This is a genomic window from Streptomyces sp. NPDC015242, from assembly GCF_043079125.1.
Classification (GTDB): Bacteria; Actinomycetota; Actinomycetes; order Streptomycetales; family Streptomycetaceae; genus Streptomyces.
This window is the reverse complement of record NZ_JBIBUF010000001.1, coordinates 1,211,368-1,233,680: the sequence shown is the minus strand read 5'-3', so window position 1 is coordinate 1,233,680 and position 22,313 is coordinate 1,211,368. Positions and strand designations below refer to the sequence as shown.

The following is a 22,313-nucleotide window of genomic DNA, read 5'->3' as shown; positions in this document are numbered from 1 at the left end:
CGCCCGGTGCCGTGTTCGACGCCGCCCATGGAGGCCGGCCCGACAGGCCGGTCAGGAGGAGGAAGAGATGCGTGTCGAGAACGTGTACGTCGAGTCGCTGGGCGTGGTGCTGCCCGCCTGGGCGAGTGCCGAGCAGGCGGTGGCCGAGGGCCGGCTGGACGCGGAGATCCAGGCCGCGAACGGCCTGACCGGGGCGCATGTCGCGGGGGACGTACCGGCGATGGACCTGGCGGTGTCGGCGGCGCGGATCGCGCTGGACCGCTCCAAGATCGACCCGGAGGACCTGGGGGCGCACATCCACAGCGCGGTCCACTACCAGGCACCCGAAGGCGCGTACCCGCCCGGCTACATCCTGCGGGAGCTGGGGCTGGGCCGGCTGCCCGCGCTCTTCCTCCAGCAGGGCTGCGACGGCATGCTCAGCGCGCTGGAGGTGGCGATCGGCAAGCTCACCGGGGCCGCCGAGGCGGGATCGGTGCTGCTGACGACGGGTGAGAACTTCTCCTCCCCCACCATGGACCGCTGGCGGGGCTTCGGGCAGGCGTACATCCTCGGGGACGGCGCGGCGGCGGCGCTGGTCAGCGACGAGGGCGGGTTCGCCGAGGTGCGGTCGCTGAACTCCGGGGTGCTGCACGAGCTGGAGAAGTGGCACCGCGGCGACGGTCCGCTGGTGCTGCGCGAGGGCGCCGGGTCGATGTCCGACATGGCCGAGCGGGCGCAGCGGTTCACCGAACGCGAGATGCCGCTGTCGGAGACGATGGAGAAGCTGACCCTGTTCGACCTGGACATCATCCAGCGTTCCCTGGTGGACGCCGGGATCAACGCCTCGGACCTGGCGAAGGTCGTCCCCATCAACATGGACGGCCGGATGATCGAGTACTCGATCATGATGCCGCTGGGGCTGACGATGGACCGGTGCAGCTGGGACTTCGGCCGGGCGGTGGGGCACGTGGGCGGCGCGGATGTGTTCATCACGCTGGAGCACCTGGTGCGCACCCGGGCGGTGTCCCCCGGCGACCACGTGCTGCTGGTGTCCCAGGGTCCCGGCTGGCTGTGCAGCGCGGCCGTGGTCACGGTCACCGAGGTGCCGCACTGGGCCGAGTGACCGCGCGGCACGACGCAAGGGCCCGCCCCCTCATCCGAGGGGGCGGGCCCTTGCGTCGTGCCCTCGACTCCGCGTCAGGTGCCGAGGCCGGTCAGCCAGCCGTCGGTGGCGTCGGCGGTGGAGCGGGCGTGCGCCTCCATCATGGTGAAGTGGTTGCCGGGGACGTCGAGCACGGTGTGGGCCCGGTCCCAGGACGTCTGCCACTCGTGCGCGGGCAGCTCCTCCCCGGGGGCCGGGGGCACCGGCGGTTCGCTGGAACGCACCAGCAGGACCGGGCAGTCCAGCGGGCCCGGCTCCCATTCGCCGATGAGCGCCACGTACCAGCTCATGGCGGTCAGCCGGTCGGTGTCCATGTGCGCGAACATCGACTCCCGTTCGAACATGCCGCTCAGCATCTGCTGGGAGAAGCGCAGGAACGGCGAGTCGGCCCGCGGCATGTAGGTGTCCAGCAGGACGACGGCGGCCGGTGCCGCGCCGCGCTCCTGCAGGCGCCGGGCCGCGGACAGGGCCAGCACGCCGCCGGAGGAGGAGCCGAGCAGGACCGCCGGGGTGTCGCCGACGGTGCGGTGCACGGCGTCGGCGTGCAGGTCGGCCACCGCGTCGAAGGTGGCGGGCAGCGGCTCCCCGGCGCCGAAACCCTGGGTGGGCAGCGCCCACACGTCACGCCGGCCGCGGAAGCGGGAGGCGAACCGGGCGTACTGGTGGACGCCGGCGAGGGCGACGTAGGAGCTGAAGCACACCAGGGGTGCGGCGGCGTCGCCGGCCGACAGGCGGATGGCCTCCGGGACGGACGGCAGGTCGGCCGGGGCGGTGAAGGTGGGGCGCAGTCCGGCCGCCGCCCGGAGCAGCGTGAAGCCGTCGTCCACCCGGCCGTCCAGGCAGGCCGCCTTGAACAGGCCGCCGATCGTGTCCTCGGCGCGGACCGGCGGGCCGGCCGGAGCCGGGCCGCCGGCGGGTGCGGCGGCCTGCTGCGGCTCCGCGTCGAGGCGCTGGTGCAGGTGGGCGGCGAGCGCCTCGGGGGTGGCGTGGTCGAACAGCAGGGTGGGGGGCAGGGTGAGACCGGTCGCCGAGGCGAGGTGGTTGCGCAGTTCCACCACCGTCAGGGAGTCGAAGCCCTGCTCGGTGAAGAGGCGGTCGGGTTCGACCGCTTCGGCCGAGGGGTGGCCCAGCACGGTGGCGGCCAGGTCGCGGACCAGTCCGAGCAGGCGGGCGCGGCCCTCCTCGGGCGTGGTGCCGGCGAGCAGGCGCGAGGTGACCGGTCCGCCGGCGGACCCGGCCCCGACGGTGCGGCGGGCCGGGGCGGTGGGCGCGGGGCGGAGCAGCGCGCGTACTCCCGCGGTGCCCGAGCCGGTGCGTACGGCGATCACCGCGGGGTCCGTGGCGGTCAGCGCGTCGTCCAGCAGGGCGAGGGCCTCGTCGGTGGCCAGCGGGCGCAGTCCGCCGCGGGCCAGCCGGCCGCGGTCGGTGGCGGACAGCCGGGAGGTCATGCCGCTGTCGCCGTCCCACAGTCCCCAGGCGACGGAGACGGCGGGCAGCCCGAGGGCGTGCCGGTGGGCGGCGAGCCCGTCGAGGAAGGCGTTCGCGGCCGCGTAGTTGGCCTGGCCGGGCGCGCCGAAGGTGCCGGCCGCGGAGGAGAACAGCACGAACGCCGTCGGGCCGAGGTGCGCGGTGGCGTCGTGCAGGTGCCGGGCGCCGTCCGCCTTGGGCCCCAGCACGGTGTCCAGACGGCCGGGGTCGAGGGCGGTGAGCACGGCGTCGTCGGTGACGCCGGCCGCGTGGACGACGCCCGTGAGCGGCGCGTCGTCGGGCAGCCGGCTCAGCAGGCGGGTGACGTCGGCGCGGTCGGCGACGTCGCAGGCCTCCAGCCGGACCCTGGCCCCCAGTGCGGTCAGTTCGGCGACCAGGGTGTCGGCGCCGTCGGCGGCGGGGCCGCGGCGGCCTGCCAGCAGCAGGGAACGCACGCCGTGCCGGGTGACCAGGTGCCGGGCGACGGCCCGGCCGAGGGTGCCGGTGGCGCCGGTGACCAGGACGGTTCCGGCGGCCAGGCCGGGCGTGGTGGGGCCGGTGGCGGCGGGGGCGACGTCGGGGTGCAGGAGGCGTCCGTCGCGGACGGCGCCGTGCGGGTGGCCGGCGGCGACCGCGGCGAGCAGCGCCCGGTCGTCGGCGTCCGTGGGCTCGCCGGGCAGGTCAAGCAGCTGGAACCGTCCGGGGTGCTCGGCCTGCGCGGAGCGCACCAGTCCCCACAGGGCGGCGCCGACGACGTCCGGCAGGGCCGCCCCGGCAGACGCGGTGACCGGGCCGGCGGTGACAGCGGCGCGGGTGACGAGGACCAGCCGCGAGCCGGCGAACCGGTCGTCGGCCAGCCAGCCGCACATCAGCTCGTGCACCCGGGTCAGCAGGCCCCGTACCGCGTCGGGTGCCGCGTGGCCGTCGGGGCGGCTGGGTTCGGGGGCCACCAGCACCAGTTCGGGCATGGTCATGCCGGTGTCGACCGCCTTGGCCAGGGCCTCCAGGTCGGCGTAGGTCTCCAGGTGCACGCCGGCCCCGTCGAGGGCGGCGGCGACGCGGTCGTCACCGGTGCCGAGGACGACCCAGCGCACCGACTCCGCGCGGGGCGCGGCCGGCAGCGGCGAGGTCTCCCGCCAGTCCAGGCGCAGCAGTTCGGGCCGGTCCTGGCCCTCGGCGGGGCTCACCGCGCGCAGGGTGATCGCGTCGGCGGTGGCGACCGGCTGCCCGGTGGTGTCGGTGACGAGGACGGAGTACCCGTGGTCGTGCCCGGCGGGGGCCAGCCGCACCCGCAGCGCGGTGGCGCCGGTGGCGTGCAGGGTGAGCCCGGTCCAGGCGAACGGCAGCATGGGCGCGGCGGGTTCGTCCGCCGGTACTCCCGGGCGCCGCACCAGCAGCGCTTGGACGGCGGCGTCCAGGAGCGCGGGGTGCAGGCCGTGGCGGGCGGCGTCCTCCCGGTACGGCTCGGGCAGTTCCACCTCGGCGAAGACCTCCTCGCCGCGCTGCCACACGGTGCGCAGCCCGCGGAAGCCGGGCCCGTAGTCGAAACCGGCCGCGGCGAAGGCGGCGTAGGGGTCCGCGTCGGAGACGACGGCGGCGCCGGGCGGCGGCCAGGCGGCCAGGTCGCCCGCCGGCGGGGAGGGGACCTGCGGGGTGAGGACGCCCCGGGCGTGCGGGCGCCAGTCCGTCCCGTCCCCGGCGGGCCGTGACCAGATGCCGAAGGAGCGGCGCCCGGACTCGTCGGGGGCGTCGACGGTGACCTGGACGGGGACGGCTCCCCGCTCCGGTACGGCGAGCGGGCTGAGCAGGGTGAGTTCGCTCAGGTGGCCGCAGCCGGCCCGGTCGCCGACGTGTACGGCGAGGTCGAGGAAGCCGGTGGCGGGCAGGATGACCTGCCCGAGGACGGCGTGGTCGGCGAGCCAGGGGTGGGTGCGCGTGGACAGCCGCCCGGTGAACAGCAGCTCCTGGGAGCCCGCCCGGGTGATCTCGGCGTCGAGGAACGGGTGACCGGCGGGGTCGGCTCCGCCGGCCGCGGCGACCGGGCCGGCCGGCACGGTGGGCAGCCAGTAGCGCTGCCGCTGGAAGGCGTACGTGGGCAGGGCCACGGGCCGGGCGCCGGGCAGCAGGGCCGCCCAGTCGGGGTCGGTGCCGTGGGCGAAGAGGGTGGCGACCGCGGTGAGCAGCCGGCGTCGTTCGGGCTGGTCGCGCTGGACGGCGGCGGTGAACACCGCGTCCGGCGCGGCCTCGGGCTCCGCCTCGGTGAGGGCCGCCTCGGCGAGGGCGGTGAGCCGGCTGTCGGGGCCCACCTCCAGGAAGCGGCGCGTGCCGAGGTCGCGCAGGCGCAGCAGGGCGTCGTGGAACCGGACCGGCCGCCTGACGTGCCGTACCCAGTACTCGGGGTCGGTGAGCAGGCCGGGTTCCGCGGGCGAGCCGGTCACGGTCGACACGACCGGCAGGTCGGGCTCGGCGTAGGAGAGTCCGGTGACGACGGCCCGGAACTCCTCCAGCACCGGCTCCATCAGGGGCGAGTGGAAGGCGTGGCCGACCCGCAGCCGGGTGGCGCGCCGGCCCAGCCGGGCGAAGTGCGCGCAGAGCTCCGTCACGGCGTCCTCGGTGCCGGAGACGACGGTGTCGTCGGGCCCGTTGAGGGCGGCGACGCCGATCTCGTCCTCCCGTCCGGCCAGCAGGGGCGCCACCTCGGCCTCGGTGGCCCGCACGGCGGCCATCGCGCCGCCCGGCGGGAGGGCCTGCATCAGGCGTCCGCGGGCGGCCACCAGGGCGCAGGCGTCGTCGAGGGAGAACACGCCGGCCACGTGGGCCGCGGCGATCTCTCCGACGGAGTGGCCCGCGAGCACGTCGGGGCGTACGCCGAGCGACTCCAGCAGCCGGAACAGCGCGACCTCGAAGGCGAAGAGGGCGGGCTGGGTGTACTCGGTGCGGTGCACGAGGTCGGCGTCGTCCCCGAACACGGCCTCGCGCAGGCCGGGGACGCGGGCGCACACGGCGTCGAAGGCGTCGGCGAACACCGGGAAGGCGGCGTGCAGTTCGCGGCCCATGCCGGGGCGCTGGGCGCCCTGTCCGGTGAAGAGGAAGGCGGTGCGTCCGCCGGTGCGGGCGGTGCCGGTGACGGTGGCCGGCAGCGGGGTGCCGTCGGCGAGGGCCCGGAGCTGGGCGGTGAGGTCGTCCCGGCCCGCGCCGACGAGGACGGCGCGGTGGGGGAAGGCGGTGCGGGTGGTGGCCAGGGCGAGGGCGGTGTCGGCCGGGGCCACGCCGGGGTGCGCGCTCACGTGGTCGAGCAGGCGGCGGGCCTGGTCGCGCAGGGCCCGCGGGTCGCGGCCGCTGACGACCCAGGGGACGTCGCCGGACGGCTTCTCCTCCGTGCCGGCGGCGGGCTGTTGAGGGGCGGGCTGTTCCGGAGCGGCTTCGAGGACGACGTGCGCGTTGGTGCCGCTGATCCCGAACGACGACACACCCGCACGCCGCGGCCGGTCCCCCGGCACGGTCCACTCCCGTGCCTCGGTCAGCAGCTCGACCGCGCCCTGTTCCCAGTCCACGTGCGAAGAGGGCGCGTCCACGTGCAAGGTCGCCGGCAGCACACCGTGCTCCATCGCCAGCACCATCTTCATCACGCCCGCCACACCGGCACCCGCCTGCGTGTGACCGACGTTGGACTTCACCGAACCCAGATACAGGGGCCGTTGACGATCGCGGCCGTAGGTGGCGAGCAGGGCCTGCGCCTCGATCGGGTCACCCAGCCGCGTGCCCGTGCCGTGCGCCTCCACCGCGTCCACCTCTGCGGCCGACAGCCCGGCGTCCGCGAGCGCGGCCCGGATCACCCGCTGCTGGGAGGGGCCGTTCGGCGCGCTCAGACCGTTGGACGCGCCGTCCTGGTTGACCGCGCTGCCCTTCACCACCGCCAGTACGCGGTGCCCCAGCCGGCGCGCGTCCGACAGCCGCTCCACCAGCAGCAGACCGCCACCCTCGGAGAACCCGGTGCCGTCCGCCGCGTCCGCGAACGCCTTGCACCGCCCGTCCGCCGCCAGCCCCTGCTGACGGCTGAAGTCCACGAACAGACCGGGCGTCGACATCACAGTGATGCCGCCCGCGAGGGCGAGGTCGCACTCCCCCGCGCGCAACGCCTGCACGGCCAGGTGCAGGGCCACGAGGGAGGACGAGCAGGCGGTGTCGACGGTGACGGCCGGGCCCTCCAGGCCGAAGGTGTACGACAGCCGGCCCGACATGACACTGGCGGAGTTGCCGGTGCCCAGGTGGGCTCCGACCTCGTCGCCCGGTGCGATCGGGCGGGAGGTGTAGTCCTGGTAGTTGGTGCCGGCGAAGACACCGGTGCGGCTGCCGCGCAGCGTGCGCGGGTCGATCCCGGCCCGCTCGAACGTCTCCCACGCCATCTCCAGCAGCAGCCGCTGCTGCGGGTCCATGGCGAGAGCCTCGCGCGGCGAGATGTTGAACACACCCGGGTCGAAGTCCGCGAAGCCGTCGAGGAAACCGCCGGTGAGCGTGGAGGTGCGGCCGGCCCGGCCGGGCTCGGGGTCGTAGAGGGACTCCAGGTCCCAGTCCCGGTCCTGCGGGAAGGGGCCCATGGCGTCGGTGCCGTCGGCCAGGAGCTGCCAGAACCGCTCGGGGGTGTCCGCGCCGCGGGGGAAGCGGCAGGCCATGCCGACGATCACGACGGGGTCGTCGGCGGTGTCCGTGCGCGGCCCGGCGGGGCCGGCGCCGGAGGCGGGGAGCCCTTGCCGGGGGGCAAGTTGCTGGTCGAGGTGTTCGGCGAGCGCGGCCGGGGTCGGGTAGTCGTAGACGAGGGTGGCGGGCAGCCGCATGCCGGTCGCCTCGCCGAGGGTGTTGCGCAGTTCGACGGCGGTGAGAGAGTCGAAGCCGAGTTCGCGGAAGGCGCGGGCGGGTTCGACGTCGTCGGGGCTCGGGTGGTTGAGGACGTAGGCGATGTGGGCGCGGACGAGGTGCAGCAGGGCGTGCCTGCGGTCCGCGTCGGAGAGGGCTGCGAGCTGGGCGGGGAGCCCACCCTCGGTGTCCGCCGTGTCCGGGTCGCCGGCGCCGGGTGCGGGCCGGTTCGCCCGCAGGCGCTCGAGGTCGGGCAGGGCGGCGTACAGGCGCCGGGGGCGGCCCTTGTCGAGTTCGGCGCCGAAGACCTCCCAGTCGATGTCGGTGACGACCAGCGCCGTGTCGTCGTGGTCGAGGGCGTCCTGGAGGGCGGTGACCGCGACGGCGGGGTCCATCAGGCGGACGCCGTGCCGCTGGAGGCGTTCGCCGACGGTGCCGGAGGCCATGCCGCCGTCGGCCCAGCCGCTCCAGGCGACGGCGGTGGCGGGCAGTCCGCGGGCGCGGCGGTCCTGGGCGAGGGCGTCGAGGAAGGCGTTGCCGGGTGCGTAGTTGCCGTGTCCGGGGCTGCCGAAGACGCCCGACGAGGAGGAGAACAGCACGAACGCGGACAGGTCGAGTCCGGCGGTGGCGGCGTCGAGGTTGAGGGCGCCGCCGACCTTGACCCGCAGGACCTCGGCGAGCCGGTCGGGGGTGAGGGAGCCGATGACGCCGTCGTCGAGGACGGCCGCGGTGTGGAAAACGGCGGTCAGGGGCCGGTCGGCGGGGATGGTGGCGAGGAGGGAGCCGAGGGCGTCGGGATCGGCGATGTCGCAGGCGGCCAGCTCGGCGCGGGCTCCGTGGGCGGCGAGTTCCTCCAGCAGGCCGGCGGCGCCCTCCGCGTCGGGGCCGGAGCGGCTGACGAGCAGCAGGTGCTCGGCGCCGGAGCGGGCGAGCCAGCGGGCGACGTGCCGGCCGAGGGCGCCGGTGCCGCCGGTGACCAGGACGGTGCCGCCGGGCTGCCAGTGGCGGCGGGCGGGCAGCCCGCCGGTGGCGGCGCGTTCCAGGCGGCGGCCGAGGACGCCGGTGGGGCGGATGGCGACCTGGTCCTCGTGGTCGGTGCCCGCGAGGACCGCGATCAGCCGGTCGGCGGCGCGGTCGTCCGGGTCGGCCGGCAGGTCGGCCAGGCCGCCCCAGCAGTCGGCCTGTTCCAGCGCGACGACCCGGCCGAAGCCCCAGACGAGGGCCTGGGCGGGGTGGTCGGGGCCCGCTGCCGGCGCGGTGGCGACGGCGCCGCGGGTCAGGAACCACACCGGCAGGCGGGTGTTGAGGTCGTCCATGGCCTGGACGAGGGCGACCGTGGCGGCGAACCCGCCCGGCAGCAGCGGGTGGCCGGGGTGCGGGGTGTCGTCCAGGGCGAGGAGGGACAGCACGGCCTGGGCTCCGTCGGCCGCGTCGGACAGGGCGGCGGCGAGGGCCGCGCGGTCGGCGGCGGTGTCGACGACGACCGGGACGCAGTCGGCGCCGGCGCGGGTGAGGGCGGCGCGGACCGCGGTGGCCTCGGGACCCTCCTCGTGGCCGCGGGGCACCAGCAGCGGCCAGCGGCCGGTCAGCGCGGGGGCGGGGTGGTCGGCCAGGGGGTGCCAGGTGATGCGGTAGCGCCAGTGGTCGGCGGTGGCCCGGTCGGTGCTGCGCCTGCGGTAGCCGGCCAGGGCGGGGGCGAGGGCGGAGACGGTGTCCGGGTCCAGTTCGAGGGCGGCGGCGAGGGTGTCGAGGTCGCCCGCCTCGACGGCCTGCCAGAACGGGGCGTCCGCGGTGCCGGTGGCGGTGTCCGCGGCCGCCTTGCCGGTGAAGGCGGGCCAGTAGCGGCGGCGCTGGAAGGCGTAGACGGGCAGGTCGACGCGGTGGGCGGGCTCGTCGTGGACGGCCGTCCAGTCGACGCTGCCGCCGCGCACGGCGAGGGCGGCGGCGGAGGCGAGGAAGCGTTCGGGTCCGCCTTCGGAGCGGCGCAGGGTGCCGAGGACGGCGCCGTCGGTGATGCCGAGGTCCTCCAGGATGTCGCCGACCGCGGTGGTGACGACGGGGTGCGGGCCGGCCTCGACGAAGACGCGGTGCCCGGCTGCGGCGAGGTCCCGCACGGTGGTCTCGAAGCGGACCGGGCGGCGGACGTTGTCGTACCAGTAGGCGGCGTCGAGGGTGGTGGTGTCCTCGACGCGGGCCCCGGTGACGGTGGAGTGGAAGGGGATCCGCGCGGGGCGCGGGCGGACCGGGGCGAACCCGGCGAGGAGCGGGTCGCGGACCTCCTCCACCTGGGCGCAGTGGGAGGCGTAGTCCACGGGGACGCGGCGGGCGCGGACCCCGGCGCCGGTGAGGGCGGTCAGGAGTTCGGCGAGCGGTTCGGCGTCCCCGGAGACGGTGACCGAGCGGGGGCCGGTGACCGAACCCACCGAGATCCGGCCCTCGTAGGGGGTCAGGAGCTGTTCCACCTCGGCGAGCGGCAGGGGGACCGCCACCATGCCGCCGCGGCCGGTGATGGCGGTCAGTTCCCGGGAGCGGGTGACGACGACGCGGGCGGCGTCCTCCAGGGTGAGGACGCCGGCGATGTGGGCGGCGGCGATCTCGCCCTGGCTCTGCCCGGCCACCGCGGCGGGGCGCACTCCGCAGGCCATCCACAGCCGGGCGAGTGCGACGCAGACGACGAACAGGGTGGGCTGGACGACGTCGAGGCGCTCCAGCGGCGGGGCGCCCGGTGCGCGGCGCAGCACGTCGAGGACCGCGTAGTCGGTGAACGCCTCGACCGCGGCGGCGGCCTCGTCGAAGAAGCGGCGGAACCGCGGGTCGGCCGCGTACAGCTCGGTGGCCATGCCCTCCCACTGGGGGCCCTGGCCGGGGAAGAGGAGGACCGGGTCGCCGTCGGTGTCGGCGACACCCCGCACGACGGCCGCGTCGGGTGTGCCCTCGGCGAGTGAGCCCAGGCCGCGCAGGAGATCGTCCCGGTCGCGGGCGACGACCACGGCCCGGTGTTCGAGGGCGGGCCGGGTGGTGGCCAGGGACCAGGCGAGGTCGGCGGGGCGGGGCGTGCCCTCGGGGGCGGCCCGGAGGTGGGCGGCGAGACGGGCGGCCTGCGCGCGCAGGGCGGCGGCGGTGCGGCCGGAGACGGGGAAGGCGCGGGCGCGGGGGGTGCCGTCGGCCGGCGCGGCCGTCTCGTCCGTGTCCGGCTCGGGGGCCTGTTCGAGGATGACGTGGGCGTTGGTGCCGCTGACGCCGAAGGAGGAGACCGCGGCGCGGCGCGGCCGGTCGCCGGTGCCGGGCCAGTCGCGGGCCTCGGTGAGCAGTTCGACGTGGCCCGCGCTCCAGTCGACGTGCCGGCTGGGCCGGTCGACGTGCAGGGTGGCCGGCAGGCGGCCGGCGCGCAGGGCGAGGACGGTCTTGATGACGCCGGCGACTCCGGCGGCGGCCTGGGTGTGGCCGATGTTGGACTTCACCGAGCCGAGCAACAGCGGCCGGTCGGCGGGCCGGTCCTGGCCGTAGGTGGCCAGCAGCGCCTGGGCCTCGATGGGGTCGCCGAGGGTGGTGCCGGTGCCGTGCGCCTCGACGGCGTCGACATCGGCGGGGGCGAGCCCGGCGGAGCGCAGGGCCTGCCAGATGACACGTTCCTGGGACGGCCCGTTGGGTGCGGTCAGGCCGTTGGAGGCGCCGTCCTGGTTGACGGCGGAGCCACGCAGCACGGCGAGGACGGGGTGGCCGTTGCGGCGGGCGTCGGCCAGCCGCTCGACGACGAGGACGCCGGCACCCTCGCCCCAGGCGGTGCCGTCGGCCGCGTCGGCGAAGGCCCGGCAGCGTCCGTCCGGGGACAGCCCGCGCTGGCGGCTGAACTCGAGGAAGATCGTCGGGGTCGACATGACGGTGACGCCGCCGGCCAGGGCCAGGTCGCACTCCCCCGCGCGCAGCGCCTGCGCGGCCAGGTGCAGGGTGACCAGGGAGGAGGAGCAGGCGGTGTCGACGGAGACGGCCGGGCCCTCCAGGCCCAGGGTGTACGAGATGCGCCCGGAGAGCACGCTGGGCGAGTTGCCGACACCGTCGTCGCCGGCGTTGTCGGAGTGGGCGAGCAGGGCGGGGTAGTCCTGCAGGTTGGTGCCGGCGAACACGCCGGTGCGGCTGCCGCGCAGGGCGAGCGGGTCGATGCCGGCGCGTTCCAGCGCCTCCCAGCAGATCTCCAGCAGCAGCCGCTGCTGCGGGTCGGTGCCGACGGCCTCGCGCGGGGAGATGCCGAAGAACGAGGCGTCGAAGTCGGCGACCCGGTCGATGAACCCGCCGGTGCGGGTGTAGCTGCGGCCGGGCGTGCCCGGTTCCGGGTCGTAGAGCGACTCGACGTCCCAGCCGCGGTCGCGCGGCCAGTCGGTCATCGCGTCCGTGCCGTCCTCCAGCAGCCGCCACAGGTCGTCGGGGCCGGACACGCCGCCGGGGAAGCGGCAGCCCATCGCGACGATCGCTATGGGTTCCTTCTCACGGGCCTCGGCCGCCGCCAGCCGCTGTCGCGTCTGGTGGAGATCGGCCGTGACCTTCTTCAGGTAGCCGAGGAGCTTGTCCTCATCGCTCATGCGTTCCTCACCCGTTTCCGAGGTCCCGTGGCCGTCCCCGCTAGGAGATGCCGAGGTCGTTCTCGATGAAGTCGAAGAGTTCGTCCGCCGCGGCGGACTCCAGGCGGTCGGTGATGTCGTCGCCGGTCGCCGCGGCCGGTGCGGCGGCGGTCGCGGTGCCGCCGATGCGTCCGAGCAGCGACTGCAGGCGGGCGCCGATGCGGTCGAGCCGGGCGTCGCCGGCCGGCAGCCCGGACAGGGCCGCTTCCAGCCGGTCGAGGTCGGCGAGGACGGCGCCGGCCGCGTCCGTGTCGTCGGTGAGCCGGCCGAGCAGGTGTCCGGCGAGCGCGGTGGCGTTGGGCTGGTCGAACAGGAGCGTGGCCGGGAGGGCGAGACCGGTGGCGGCGCCGATCCGGTTGCGCAGTTCGACCGCCGTCAGCGAGTCGAAGCCGAGGGCGTTGAACGCCTGCGTGGCGCCGACCCGGTCGGCGGAGGCGTGCCCGAGGACGGCGGCGGCCTCGGTGCGCACCAGGCCGACCAGCGTGCGTTCCCGTTCGGCGGGGGTCTGTCCGGCCAGCCGGGCGCGCAGGGCCTGCCCGGCGTCCGCGTCCGCGCTCTCGGGACGCCGGGCGAGCAGTTCGCGCACCTCGGGCAGTTCGGCGAGCAGCGGGCTGGGCCGGGAGGTGGTGAAGCCGGGGGCGAACCGCGCCCAGTCGATGTCGGCGACGGCGAGCACGGCGTCGGTGCGTGCCGTGGCCCGGCCGACCGCCTCCACCGCCCGGTCGGGGTCGAGGGGGCTGATGCCGCCGCGGCGCATGCGGGCCTCGGTGCCGGCGTCCCGGGTCGCCATGCCGCCGCCCGCCCAGGGGCCCCAGGCCAGGGAGGTGGCCGGCAGGCCGGCGGCGCGGCGCTGTTCGGCGAGCGCGTCGAGGCAGGCGTTGGCGGCGGCGTAGTTGGCCTGGCCGATGGTGCCCAGGGTGCCGGAGACCGACGAGTACAGGACGAACGCCGTCAGGTCCCGGTCCCGGGTGAGGTCGTGGAGGTTGCGGGCGGCGGCGAGCTTGGGCCGCAGCACGTTCTCCAGGGCGTCGGCGTCCATGCCGTCGATGAGCCGGTCGTCGAGCACGCCGGCGGTGTGCACGACCGCGTCGACGGGGTGCTCGGCCAGCAGGGCGGCGAGGGCGTCCCGGTCGGCGACGTCGCAGGCGGTCAGGACGAGTGCGGTGCCGGTGCCGGCCAGGGTCTCCTCGAGGCGGGCGGCGCCGGGCGAGCCGGGGCCCGAGCGGCTGACGGCGACGATCCGGGTGGTGCCGCGGGAGGCGAGCCAGGCGGCGGTGCGCAGGCCGAGGGCGCCGGTCGCGCCGGTGAGCAGGACGGTGCCCGTCCAGTCGGGCGACGTGCCGGCGGGGCGTGCGGCCGGGACGCGTTCGAGGCGGCGCAGGAAGGTCCCGGCGGCGCGCACGGCGGTCTGGTCCTCGCGGCCGTCCGCCAGGACCGCGCACAGCCGACGGGCGATGCCGGGGGCGACGGCACCGGTGCCGGCGGGCAGGTCGACCAGTCCGCCCCACAGCTGCGGGTGTTCCAGCGCGGCGGTGCGGCCCAGGCCCCAGACGGCGGCCTGTTCGAGTGCGGCGGGCGCCTCGTGTCCCAGCACGCCGGCGGCGCCGGCGGTGACGGCCCACAGGCGGGTGGTCTCCGGGCCCGTGGCCCGGTCGGCGAGGGCCTGCACGAGGGCGGTGGTCGCGGCGAGCCCGGCCGGGACGGCGCGGTGACCGGGCAGCGGCCGGGTGTCGGCGGCCAGCAGGGACAGGACACCCGCGGGCGCCGGACCGTCCTCGCGGGCGGTGTCGTAGGCGGCGGCCAGGCTCGTGCGGTCGGCGCCCGCGCAGTCCACGGGCAGGACGCGGACGTGGGCGCCGTGCGCGGTGAGCGCCTCGGCGATCGACGTGACCCAGGGGCCGCCGTCCAGCGAGCCGGGGACGGCGAGCAGCCAGGTGCCGGTGAGGGCGGCGGTGGCGCCGTCGGCGGCGGGCCGCCAGGTGACGCGGTGTTCCCAGCGCTGTTCCTCGGCGTGCCTGCGGTCCGCGCCGCGCCAGGCGGCGAGGGCGGGCAGGACGGCGCTGAGCGGGGCGTCGGCGTCGAGGTCGAGCCGCTCGGCCAGGGCTGCCGGGTCGGCGGCCTCGACCAGGTCCCAGAAGGCGCCGTCGACCGCGGGCGCGGCGGTCCGCGCGGACGGTTCCAGCCAGTAGCGCTCGCGCTGGAAGGCGTACGTCGGCAGGGCGACGGGCCGGGCGCCGGCGTCGGCGGGGTGGGCGGGCAGGTCTCCGCGGCCGTGCGCGTGCAGGGTGGCGGCGGCCAGCAGCGCCGCGCGCGTCTCGGGCAGGTCGCGGTGGAGGAGGGGCACGGCGGTGACGGCGGCGGGGTCGCCGACGCCGTCGCGGACCAGGGGGGTGAGGGTGGCGTCGGGGCCGAGTTCGAGGCAGAGGGTGACGCCGTCGGTCTCCAGGGCGCGCACCCCGTCCGCGAAGCGCACGGCCTCGCGGACGTGGCGCACCCAGTAGTCCGGGGTGCACAGGTCCTCGCCGGCGCACAGGGCGCCGGTCAGGTTCGACACCACGGGGACGGCCGGCGGCGCGTAGCGCACGCGCGCGGCCACCTGACGGAAGTCTTCCAGCATGGCGTCCATCAGCGGCGAGTGGAAGGCGTGGCTGACCCGCAGGCGCCGGGTCCGGCGGCCGCGCGCGGCGAACTCGGCGGCGACCGCGTCCACGTCGTCCGCGGCACCGGAGACCACGACGGAGACGGGCCCGTTGACGGCGGCGACCGCGACGCGGTCGGCCCGGCCCTCCAGGTACGGCAGCACCTCCGCCTCGGTGGCCTCGACTGCGGTCATCGCGCCGCCCTCCGGCAGCGCCTGCATGAGCCGGCCGCGCGCGGCGACCAGGGCGCAGGCGTCGGCGAGGTCGAACACCCCGGCGGCGTGCGCGGCGGTGAGCTCGCCGACGGAGTGCCCGGCCAGTACGTCGGGCCGGACGCCCCAGGAGGCGGTCAGGGCGTGGGCGGCCGTGCCGAAGGCGAACAGGGCGGCCTGGGTCCAGGCGGTGCGGTCCAGCAGCGCCGCCTCGGCGCTGCCCTCGGCGGCGAGGACGACCTCCCGCAGCGGCGGTCCCTCCAGGTGCCGGTCCAGTTCGGCGCAGACGGCGTCGAAGGTCTCGGCGAACACCGGGTGAGCGGCGTACAGGTCGCGGCCCATGCCGGGGCGTTGGGCGCCCTGGCCGCTGAACAGGACGGCGAGGCGGCCGTCGTCGGCGGCGCCGGTGACGACGTGGCCGGCGCTCTCGCCGGTGGCGACGGCGGCGAGGCCGGTGAGCAGTTCCTCCCGGTCCTCGGCGACGACGACGGCCCGGTGGCGCTGCGCGTGGCGGGCCGCGGCCAGGGTGTGCGCGAGGTCGCGCGGGTCGTGCTCGGCGGTGCGCAGGTGGGTGCGCAGCCGGGCCGCCTGGGCGCGCAGCGCCTCGGGGGTGTGCCCGGAGACGGGGTGGGCGCGCGGCACGACCGCCGCCGCGTCCCGTTCGGGAGCGGGTGCGGGGGCGGGGGGTTCCTCCAGGACGACGTGGGCGTTGCTCCCGCTGATGCCGAAGGAGGAGACGCCGGCCCGGCGGGGGCGTTCTTCGCGGGCGGGCCACGGGCGGGGCTCGGTGAGCAGTTCGATGGTGCCGCTGGACCAGTCGATGTGCGGGGAGGGTTCGTCGACGTGCAGGGTGCGGGGCAGTTCGCCGTGGTGCATCGCCATCACCATCTTGATGACGCCGGCGGCGCCCGCGGCGGCCTGGGTGTGGCCGAAGTTCGACTTGGCGGAGCCCAGCAGCAGGGGCCGTCCCTCGGGCCGTTCCCGGCCGTAGGTGGCGAACAGGGCCTGGGCCTCGATGGGGTCGCCGAGGGTGGTGCCGGTGCCGTGCGCCTCGACGGCGTCGACGTCGGCGGCGGAGAGTCCGGCCGAGGCGAGGGCCTGGCGGATGACGTGCTGCTGGGAGGGGCCGCTGGGGGCGGTCAGGCCGTTGGACGCGCCGTCCTGGTTGGTGGCCGAACCGCGGACGACGGCGAGCACCGGGTGCCCGTTGCGCCGGGCGTCCGACAGCCGTTCCAGCAGGAGCATGCCGACGCCCTCGGAGAAGCTGGTGCCGTCGGCGGCGGCTGCGAACGCCTTGCAGCGGCCGTCGGCGGCCAGCCCGTTCTGCGCGGTGAACTCGGTGTAGGTGCCGGGGGTGGCCATGACGGTGACGCCGCCGGCCAGCGCCATCGAGCACTCGCCCCGCCGCAGCGCCTGGGCCGCGAGGTGCAGGGCGACCAGGGCGGAGGAGCAGGCGGTGTCGACCGTCATCGTCGGCCCCTCCAGGCCGAAGGTGTAGGCGACCCGGCCGGAGATGACGCTGCCGGACACGCCGAGACCGATGTAGCCCTCCATGCCCTCGGGGATGTCGGCGAGGCCCGACGCGTAACCGGATCCCATCGCGCCGACGTACACGCCGGTGCGGCTGCCCTGCTGGGCCAGCGGGTCGAGACCGGCGCGCTCGAAGACCTCCCAGGACGTCTCCAGGAGCAGGCGCTGCTGCGGGTCCATGGCGAGGGCCTCGCGCGGGGAGATGCCGAACAGGGCGGCGTCGAAGTGGGTGGCGCCGTGCAGGAAGCCGGCCTCCAGGCCGGGCAGCCGGTCCAGGTCCCAGCCCCGGTCGGTGGGGAAGGCGCCGATGGCGTCGCCGCCCTCGGACACGAACCGCCACAGCTCCTCGGGGGAGGTGACTCCGCCCGGGTACTGGCAGGCCATGGAGACGATGACGACGGGGTCGTCGTCGCCCACGGCGGCGGTGGCGGTCTGCGCCGTCTCGGTGCCGCCGGCGAGTTCCTGCCGCAGGTGGCGGGCGAGGGCGCTGGGCCTGGGGTGGTCGAAGACGAGGGTGGCGGGCAGCCTGAGTCCCGTTTCGGCGTTCAGCCGGTTGCGCAGGTCGACCGAGGTGAGGGAGTCGAACCCGAGGTCCTTGAAGGACTGTTCGCCGTCGACGGCGCCCGCCGAGCCGTGGCCGAGGGCGACGGCGGCGTGGCGGCGCACCACGTCCAGCAGCAGGCGTTCCTGCTCGGGGACGGTGAGTGCGGCGAGGCGCCGCAGGAGTGCGGAGGAGTCGCCGCCGTCCGCGGTGCGGGCGGTGCGCCGGGCCGGTGCCGGGACCAGGCCGTGGAGCAGGGCGGGCAGCCGGCCGGCCGCGGCGGCGGCCCGCAGCGCGGCGGGGTCGGTGCGCAGCGGGGCGAGCACGGCCTCGCCGGCCGTGAGCGCCTCGTCCAGCAGCCGCAGGGCGTGCGCGGGGTCGAGGGCGGGCAGTCCGGAGGCGGCGATGCGGCGTACGTCGCCGTCGTCGAGGCCGCCGGTCATGCCGCCGTCGTGCTGCCACAGGGTCCAGGCGAGCGAGACGGCGGGCAGTCCCTGGGCGCGGCGGTGCTGGGCGAGGGCGTCCAGGACGGTGTTGGCGGCGGCGTAGTTGGCCTGTCCGGCGCCTCCGAGGAGGCCTGCGGCGGAGGAGAACAGCACGAAGGCGGTGAGGCCGGCGTCGCGGGTGGCCCGGTGCAGGGCCAGCGCGGAGTCGGCCTTGGCGCGCAGGACGGTGGCGAGGCGGTCCGGGGTGAGCGAGCTGAGGACGCCGTCGTCGAGGACGCCGGCGGTGTGCACGACGGCGCGCAGCGGGTGCTCGGCGGGGACGGTGGCCAGGGCGGTGGCGAGGGCCGCGGGGTCGGCCGCGTCGCAGGCCTCGATGCGGACGGCCGCGCCCTGGGCGGTGAGTTCGGCGGCGAGCTCGGTGGCGCCGGGGGCGTGCGGGCCGCTGCGGGAGAGCAGCAGCAGGGAGCGCACGCCGTGCGCGGTGACCAGGTGGCGGGCGACGAGCGTGCCGAGGGCGCCGGTGCCGCCGGTGATCAGGACGGTGCCGTCGGGGTCCCAGGCGGCGGTCCGGCCGGCGGCGGTGCCGGCGGGGTGCCCGGCGGCGGTGCCATCGGCGTTCCCGGCGGCGGTGCCATCGGCGTTCCGCGCGGTATCGGCACGCGTCAGCGTCGGTGTGAGCAACCGGCCTTCCCGCAGGGCCAGTTGCGGTGCGCCGGAGGCGACTGCGGCGGCCAGGGCGGTACGGGAGGCGTCGGTGCCGTCGAGGTCGGCGAGGACGATCCGGCCGGGGTTCTCCGTCTGGGCGGAGCGCACCAGGCCCCACAGGGCGGCGGCGGACAGGTCCGGTACGTCCTCGTCCCCGGCGGCGACGGCGCCCCGGGTGACGACGACCACAGGGGCGTCCTGGGTGCGCTGGTCGGCGAGGAGCGTGCGCAGGGCGTCCAGGGCGCGGGAGGCGACCCCGGCGGGGGTCTCGCCGGGTGCGGAGGCGAAGGGCAGGACGGCGGCGGTGCAGCCGTCGGGCCCGAGCGCGGGCCAGTCGGGGATCAGGTCCGACGGGTCGTCGGCGGCCAGGCGCCAGCCGTCGGTGGCCGGCGCCACGGGCAGGTCGGCGGCCGTCCAGCGGACCGCGTACAGAGCTCCGTCGGCCGGCCGGGCGGCGGGCGTGGCGTCCGTGGACAGCGGGCGGCTGACGAGGGAGTCGACGGTGGCCACGGGTCGTCCGGTGCCGTCGGCGACGCGCAGTCGCACCGAACCACCCGGGCGCTTCTCGAGCCGGACGCGCAGAGTGGTGGCGCCGACGGCGTGCAGGGTGACGCCGCTGAAGGCGAAGGGCAGGCCCACTCCCCCGCCGTCGCCGTCCGCCTCGCCGTCGCCGCCGGTGAGCTGGGCGTGCAGGGCGGCGTCGAGGAGGGCGGGGTGCAGCCCGAAACGGGCGGCGTCACGGTGCTCGTCCTCGGGCAGCGCGACCTCGGCGTACCGGACGTCGCCGTCGTGCCAGGCGGCGCGCAGGCCCTGGAAGACGGGGCCGTACTGGTAGCCCTGGGCGGCGAGCGCGGCGTAGAAGCCGTCCAGCGGGACGGGACGGGCGCCGGCGGGCGGCCATGCGGTCAGGTCGTCGCCGGGCGGGGTGGGGGTGGCCGGGGCGAGGACGGCGGTGGCGTGCCGGGTCCAGGGGGTGTCGTCGTCGGCGTCCGGGCGGGCGTGGACGGCGACCGTGCGGCGGCCCGCGTCGTCGGGGGCGCCCAGGACGATCTGCAGCTGCACGCCGGTGCCGTCGGGCAGGGCCAGCGGCGCCTGGAGGGTGAGCTCCTCCAGCAGGCCGCACCCGACCTCGTCGCCGGCCCGCAGGACGAGTTCGACGAAGGCGGTGCCGGGCAGCAGGACGGTCCCGGAGACGGTGTGGTCGGCGAGCCAGGGCTGGCTGCGGGTGGACAGGCGGCCGGTGAGCAGGACCCGGTCCTCGTCGGCGACGCGGACCACGGCACCGAGCAGCGGGTGCCCGGCGCCTGTGAGGCCGGCACCGGTGACGTCGCCGGTCTGTGCGGCGGGCCGCAGCCAGTACCGCTCGCGGGTGAAGGCGTAGGTGGGCAGCTCGATCCGGGGGGCGTCCGGCCCCGGGCCGCCGAGGAGGCGCTCGTGGTCGACGGGCACACCGTGCGCGTGGGCCCCGGCCACGGCGGCCAGCAGGGTGGCCGGCTCGGGGCGGCCCTTGCGCTGCAGGGGCAGGCAGACCCGCTCGGTGGTGTCGTCGGGCAGGCAGGTGCGGGCGAGCGCGGTGAGGGAGGCGTCGGGGCCGAGTTCGAGGAAGCGGGTGACGCCCCGCTCGACGAGGTGGCCGACGCCGTCGGCGAAGCGGACGGTGTGGCGGAGGTGCCGTACCCAGTAGTCGGCCGAGGCGAGTTCGCCGGCGGTGGCGGCACGGCCGGTGAGGTCGGAGACGACGGTGATCCGCGGCGGGCGGGCGGTGACGCTCTCGGCGACGCGCCGGAACTCGTCGAGGGCGCCGTCCATGCGGGCGGAGTGGAAGGCGTGCGACACGCGCAGCCGCCGCGTGGTCCGGCCGAGGGCGCCGAGTTCGGCGGCGACCGCCTCGACGGCCGCGGTGCTGCCGGAGATCACGGTGGCGCGGGGCCCGTTGACGGCGGCGACGGACACGGCGTCGCCGTGCGCGGCGAGCCGCGGGGTCACCTCGTCCTCGGCCGCGTCGAGGGAGATCATGGCGCCGCCCTCGGGCAGCGCCTGCATGAGCCGGCCGCGGGCGGCGACGAGCCGGCAGGCGTCGGCCAGCGACCACACGCCCGCGACGTGGGCGGCGGTCAGCTCGCCCAGGGAGTGGCCCAGCAGGTACTTGGGGGTGATGCCCCAGGACTCCAGCAGCCGGAACAGGGCCACGCCGAAGGCGAACAGGGCCGGCTGGGCGAGTCCCGTGGCGCGCAGGGCCTCCTCGTCGCCGGTGTGCAGGACGGTGTCCTTGAGGGACAGGCCGAGTTCGGGGTCGAGGTGGGCGCAGACCTCGTCGTAGGCGCGGGCGAAGGCGGGGAAGGCGTCGTACAGGTCCCGGCCCATGCCGGGGCGCTGGGCGCCCTGCCCGGGGAACAGGAACGCGGTACCGCCGCGCAGGGTGCGGCCGGTGACGACGGCCGGGTGCTCCTCGCCGTCGGCGAGGGCGCGCAGTGCGTCGCGTGCGGCGGCGGTGTCCGGGGCGAGGACGGCGGCCCGGTGCTCGAAGGCCTGCCGGGTGGTGGCCAGGGCGCGGGCGGTGTCGCGCGGGTCGTGCCCGGGGTGGGCGGTGACGTGGTCGAGGAGCCGTGCGGCCTGGCCGCGCAGGGCCCCGGCGCTGCGCGCGGACAGGAACCAGGGGGCCAGGGGCAGCGGTTCGGCCGGAACGGCCGCCGGTGTCGTGTCGTCCGCCGCGGGCTCCGGCTCGGGTGCGGCCTCCAGGATCGTGTGGGCGTTGGTGCCGCTGATGCCGAAGGAGGAGACGGCGGCCCGGCGCGGGCGGTCGCCGGTGTCCGGCCAGTCGGCGGGCTCGGTGAGCAGGCGGACGTGTCCGGCGTCCCAGTCGACGTGCGTGGAGGGCGTGTCGACGTGCAGGGTGCGCGGCAGCCGGCCGTGCCGCAGCGCCATCACGGTCTTGATGACGCCGGCGACTCCGGCGGCGGCCTGGGTGTGGCCGAGGTTGGACTTCAGGGAGCCGAGCAGCAGCGGCCGTTCGGCGGGCCGGTCCTGGCCGTAGGTGGCCAGCAGGGCTTGGGCCTCGATGGGGTCGCCGAGGGTGGTGCCGGTGCCGTGCGCCTCGACGGCGTCGACGTCGGCGGCGGTGAGACCGGCGTTGGCGAGGGCCTGTTCGATCACCCGCTGCTGGGCGGGGCCGTTGGGGGCGGTCAGCCCGTTGGAGGCGCCGTCGGAGTTGACGGCGGAGCCGCGGACCACGGCGAGCACGGGGTGGCCGTTGCGGCGGGCGTCGGAGAGGCGTTCCACCAGGAGCAGGCCGACGCCTTCGGACCAGCCGGTGCCGTCGGCGGAGTCGGCGAACGCCTTGCAGCGGCCGTCGGGCGCCAGGCCGCGCTGCCGGCTGAACTCGAACAGCAGGCCGGGGGTGGCCATGACGGCGACGCCGCCGGCCATCGCGAGGTCGCACTCGCCGTTGCGCAGGGCCTGCACCGCCCAGTGCAGGGCGACGAGGGAGGAGGAGCAGGCGGTGTCGACGGTGACGGTGGGGCCCTCCAGGCCGAGGACGTAGGAGATGCGGCCGGAGGCGACGGAGGTGGCGTTGCCGGCCAGCATCAGGCCGTGGACGTCCTCGGGCACCTCGACGGGGCCCTGGCCGTAGCCGGAGGTGGCCGCGCCCACGAACACGCCGGTGGCGCTGCCCCGCAGGGTCTGCGGCCGGATCCCTGCCCGCTCCAGCAGTTCCCAGGAGGCTTCCAGCAGCAGGCGCTGCTGGGGGTCGGTGGCCAGGGCCTCGCGGGGGCTCATGCCGAAGAAGGCCGCGTCGAAGGCGGCGGCGTCGCGGAGGAAGCCGCCCTCCCGGGTGGAGAAGGTGCCGGGGCGGTCGGGGTCGGGGTCGTAGCGGTCCTCGATGTCCCAGCCGCGGTCCGCGGGCAGCGCGCCGATGGCGTCGCCGCCCGCGTCGACGAGCCGCCACAGGTCCTCGGGGCTGCGGATGTCGCCGGGGAAGCGGCAGCTCATCGCGACGATGGCGATCGGCTCGCGGACCCGGTCCTCCGCCTCGCGCAGCCGGCGGCGGGTCTGCCGCAGTTCGCCCGTGACCCGCTTGAGGTATTCCACGTACTTGTCGTCGTCAGCCACGTGTGTCACTTCCTTGAACCCGGCGGGGCCGGGGCGTCGGGTGCGGTCGGGA

General features: G+C 76.8%; 2 protein-coding genes and 1 pseudogene. 1 reads left to right on the top strand and 2 read right to left on the bottom strand.

From position 1 onward, the window contains the following. Positions 1-67: 67 nt before the first annotated feature. Positions 68-1,102, top strand: a complete 1,035-nt coding sequence (locus tag ACF07N_RS05085; protein WP_365099786.1) for a ketoacyl-ACP synthase III family protein — start codon at positions 68-70, stop codon at positions 1,100-1,102. A gap of 74 nt (positions 1,103-1,176) precedes the next feature. Here the strand turns inward: ACF07N_RS05085 and ACF07N_RS05080 are convergent. Further along, positions 1,177-12,003, bottom strand: a pseudogene (locus ACF07N_RS05080) (type I polyketide synthase); the annotation flags it as partial. Positions 12,004-12,079: 76 nt separating this feature from the next. Continuing rightward, positions 12,080-22,261: a type I polyketide synthase gene (locus ACF07N_RS05075; protein ID WP_392108502.1), complete on the bottom strand. Its 10,182-nt coding sequence runs from the start codon at positions 22,259-22,261 to the stop codon at positions 12,080-12,082. Between the last annotated feature and the right edge of the window lie 52 nt (positions 22,262-22,313).